Here is a 2,615-nt window from a genome sequence, read left to right as displayed (position 1 = left end):
GTTTCAATATGTCCCCGATTAGTTTGTAGATTTTATACCTAAAAACAACAATGAAAAAACTCTTAATAACTAAAGTAATACTTTTGATGAATATAAAAAAACAAATAAAAGCTATTGTCTTCATGTGGCTTTGTCTGTTATGTACCATTTGTTATGGACAGGAAAGCAACAATAATAAAAAATTATGGGCAAAATCATTTTTAAACAAGAAAGCCCCAAAATTGAAGGTAGAGAAGTGGTTATCATCTGTCCCGGACACAAAGGGCAAATTTGTGCTCATTGATTTCTGGGCTACATGGTGCGGACCTTGTCGTAAGGTCATCCCAGAATTGAATGAATGGTATAAAAAGTATGGCGATAAACTTGCAATTATCGGGATTTCAGACGAAGAAGCTACTGTAATTCAAAATGTCAGAGACATTCAAATTAACTATTACAGTGCTATAGATACAAATGGCAAGCTACAAAATGAGCTTGAAGTGCAAGGGATACCACATTGTATCTTATTAGACCCTGAAGGTATTGTCCGTTGGGAAGGATACCCGACGTTGAAAGACCACGAACTTACAGAAATTGTACTCACTAACATTATAAAAAAATACAGTAAATAAACTATTGTGCCATTTGTCTCGTCCTGAACCTGTCTTACAGGATTTAACATTAATTCTATTTTTATTGCTAATGTGTTCGTCAAATTTCTAACATATAATTAAAAATAACTTGAACATTTATATTATTATTTCCATGATCTTGGATTTTTATTTAGTCCAATATTTTTTTATTTATAGCTTAAATAAAAGAGTAAGCTTATTTGCCTACTCTTTTTATTTTATCTTTTTAACATTGAATTTTACTATTTTTAATTTTATTGACACATATATTGACACTTAAATATTTAAAAAAATAATAAAACACTGTTAATGAATTATATACATTAACAGTGTAATTAAAACTAAACTATAAAAAATCGATATCTTTAAATATTAGGCTGAGGCGTATATCTTAGATAAGGCTTTACTTCAGTAACTCCTTTTGGGAATATTTCCCTAGCATCTTCCGTAGAAACGGCTGGAGGTACAATTACATCTTCTCCGTTCACCCAGTTTACAGGAGTGGCAATCTTATAGGAATCTACTAGCTGCAGAGAATCCAAAACCCTTAAAATTTCATCAAAATTCCTTCCTGTAGAAGCCGGATAGGTAATAATTAAACGTACTTTCTTAGCAGGATCAATAATAAGCAACGAACGCACAGTCGCCGTGGCTGAAGCATTAGGATGAATAAAGTCATACAATTCAGAAACTTTCCTGTCCTTATCTGCAATAATCGGAAACTGTACATCGGTATACTGGGTTTCATTAATATCCTTTATCCAGCCCTGATGATCTTCTACCCCATCCACACTGAGTGCAATAACTTTGGTTGCTCTTTTATCAAATTCATATTTCAATCTTGCTGTCTTTCCTAATTCCGTAGTGCAGACCGGTGTATAATCTGCAGGATGCGAAAACAAGATTCCCCATGAATCTCCCAAGTAATTATAAAAATCTATATCTCCGGCAGATGTAACCGCCTGAAAATTGGGTGCAATATCTCCTAGTTTGATAGACATAATATTTCGTTTTATTAGTCTACAAATTTAGTAGACTTTTTGGAACTGGCAAATTTTTTGTTTTATATTTATACAAATAATTTACTTTATGGAGAAAAATACACTAAGCTACATTGATGTTGTATATAATGTTTTAGAGAATTGGTATGTGAAATTTGCAGAACTAACACCAAAACTCATCGTTGGGATCCTAGTCTTTTTCTTTTTTCTTATTACCAGTAAATACTTAAGTAAAGTTGCCGTAAATATCCTACACAAGCTTCTTCCAAAAACCAATAAAGAAAGCTCACTGGTTACTTTAATAGGTGTTTTCAGATTTATTATCATGTTGATGGCTACATTCATTGCATTGGAAATCATGGGCTTCAGCGGATTCTTATGGAAGTTCATCGGAAGTTTAGGAGTTGCTGGGGTGATCGCGGGGGTTGCTTTAAAGGATCTTGTTTCAAGTATATTCTCCGGGATGCTGGTAGGAATCGACAAGGCTTTTAAAGTGGGTGACTATGTTAATATTGGCACTAATTCTGGAACTGTACTGGAAATAGGATTTTTAACTACCAAAATCATATCCGATGATGGAAAAAAAGTATACATTCCTAATCAGGTAATATTCAATGCTCCGTTTTCAAATATTACAGCTTCTCCTCAAAGAAAGATTATTCTTAATTTTGAAATTCCTGCAGATGAAGATATTAATATTGCACAAAAGGGGATACTCGAAACGATACGGAATTTAGATTTTACAGATAAAGAAGATGGTGCAGAAGTTATCCTTACTGATCTTAAGCAGGGAATATTCAATGTTCAGGCTAAATTCTGGATGAAGGTAGGCGCCAATATTGTTCAGGCAAAAAGTGAAGCTTATTTAAAAATAAAACAAAGCCTGGATAAAGCCAATATCCATCTTGTAACTCCTACAAGTATCAATATCACTACAAACACCGAAACCTCCAATGGTGATCCCAAGATTAATCAATAAATAATAAAGCAGAAACCCGCATAT

At 33.3% G+C, this 2,615-nt stretch carries 3 protein-coding genes; 2 read left to right on the top strand and 1 reads right to left on the bottom strand.

Features of this window, described 5'->3' with window-relative positions; translation table 11 throughout:
- The first annotated feature begins 50 nt into the window (after positions 1-50).
- The gene (locus Q0A18_RS09625) at positions 51-611 is read left to right on the top strand and encodes a TlpA disulfide reductase family protein (protein WP_292009940.1); all 561 of its coding nucleotides are present in this window, start codon (positions 51-53) and stop codon (positions 609-611) included.
- A 365-nt stretch (positions 612-976) separates the two neighbouring features.
- On the opposite strand, the gene Q0A18_RS09620 is transcribed toward Q0A18_RS09625, so the two are convergent.
- Positions 977-1,612, bottom strand: a complete 636-nt coding sequence (locus tag Q0A18_RS09620; RefSeq protein WP_292009939.1) for a peroxiredoxin — start codon at positions 1,610-1,612, stop codon at positions 977-979.
- 88 nt (positions 1,613-1,700) lie between these two features.
- Here Q0A18_RS09620 and Q0A18_RS09615 point away from each other — a divergent pair, with 88 nt between their 5' ends.
- Complete coding sequence (locus Q0A18_RS09615) at positions 1,701-2,591, top strand: mechanosensitive ion channel domain-containing protein (protein ID WP_292009938.1); 891 nt, start codon at positions 1,701-1,703, stop codon at positions 2,589-2,591.
- Positions 2,592-2,615 lie beyond the last annotated feature (24 nt).

Source organism: Chryseobacterium sp. (genome assembly GCF_022712095.1).
GTDB lineage: Bacteria > Bacteroidota > Bacteroidia > Flavobacteriales > Weeksellaceae > Chryseobacterium.
The sequence above is the reverse complement of the archived record's forward strand: the minus strand, read 5'-3'. Positions and strand labels throughout refer to the sequence as shown.